At 62.2% G+C, this 1,384-nt stretch carries 1 protein-coding gene; it reads left to right on the top strand.

Features of this window, described 5'->3' with window-relative positions; translation table 11 throughout:
- Positions 1–1,384, top strand: a 1,384-nt coding sequence (gene glgP / locus EN884_RS36020; protein WP_128361127.1) for a glycogen/starch/alpha-glucan family phosphorylase, incomplete at both ends; no start/stop codon positions are given.

The following is a 1,384-nucleotide window of genomic DNA, read 5'->3' as shown; positions in this document are numbered from 1 at the left end:
ATCTCGATCTCATCGCCGCACTCGAGCCGGATGCCGCACTTGGCAATGGCGGCCTCGGGCGGCTTGCGGCCTGCTTCATGGAAAGCATGGCGACCGTCGACATTCCCGCGCATGGCTACGGCATCCGCTATGCCAACGGCATGTTCCGCCAGGAGATTCACGACGGCTGGCAGGTCGAATTGCCTGAAACCTGGCTCGATCACGGCAACCCGTGGGAATTCGAACGCCGTGAGCGCTCGTTCGAGGTCGGTTTCGGCGGTTCGGTGGAATCGATCACCTCCAAGGACGGACGCCTCGAACGCCATGTCTGGAAGCCGACCGAGCATGTGCTGGCCGTCGCCTATGATACGCCCGTCGTCGGCTGGCGGGCCAACCGCGTCAACACGCTGCGGCTCTGGTCGGGCATGCCGGTCGATCCGATCCTGCTCGACAAGTTCAATGCCGGCGACCACATCGGCGCGCTCGCCGAAAGCAACAAGGCCGATGCCTTGTCGCGCGTGCTCTATCCCGCCGATTCCCACAAGGCCGGGCAGGAACTGCGGCTTCGGCAGGAATATTTCTTCTCCACCGCATCGCTGCAGGACATCGTTCAGCGCCATCTCAGCCAATATGGCGACCTGAAGTCCTTGCCCGACAAGGCTGCGATCCACCTGAACGACACCCATCCGGCCATCGCTGTGCCGGAGTTGATGCGCCTGTTGATGGACGTCCACGGCATGGACTTCGATCAGGCCTGGGACATCACCCAGCGCACCTTCGGCTACACCAACCACACGCTGCTGCCCGAGGCACTGGAAAGCTGGCCGGTGCCGCTGTTCGAGCGGCTTTTGCCGCGCCACATGCAGATCGTCTATGCCATCAACGCTGAAGTGCTTCTGGAGGCGCGTGCGTCCAACCAGTTCTCGGACGAGCAGATCGGCCGCATCTCGCTGATCCAGGAAAATGGCGACCGCCGGGTGCGCATGGGCAATCTGGCCTTTGTCGGTTCGCACTCGATCAACGGCGTTTCGGCGCTTCACACCGACCTGATGAAGGAGACGGTGTTCGCCGATCTGCACAAGCTCTATCCCGATCGCATCAACAACAAGACCAACGGCATCACGCCGCGGCGCTGGCTGATCCAGTGTAATCCCGGGCTGACGTCGCTTGCCCGCGAGGCGATCGGCGACCGCTTTCTCGATGACATCGACGCCATCAAGGATCTCGACGGTTTCGCCGGCGATGCCGCCTTTCGCGACAAGTTCGCCGCCGTCAAGCGAGCCAACAAGGCGCGGCTGGCCAACCTCGTCGCCGACCGGCTCGGCATCAAGGTCGATCCCTCGGCGCTTTTCGACATCCAGATCAAGCGTATCCATGAATACAAGCGCCAGCTTCTGAATATCCT

The organism is Mesorhizobium sp. M7A.F.Ca.AU.001.01.1.1 (assembly GCF_004022735.1).
GTDB classification, from domain to species: Bacteria; Pseudomonadota; Alphaproteobacteria; order Rhizobiales; family Rhizobiaceae; genus Mesorhizobium; species Mesorhizobium ciceri.
Note: the sequence above shows the minus strand (reverse complement) of the source record. Positions and strands in the feature narration are given on the sequence as shown.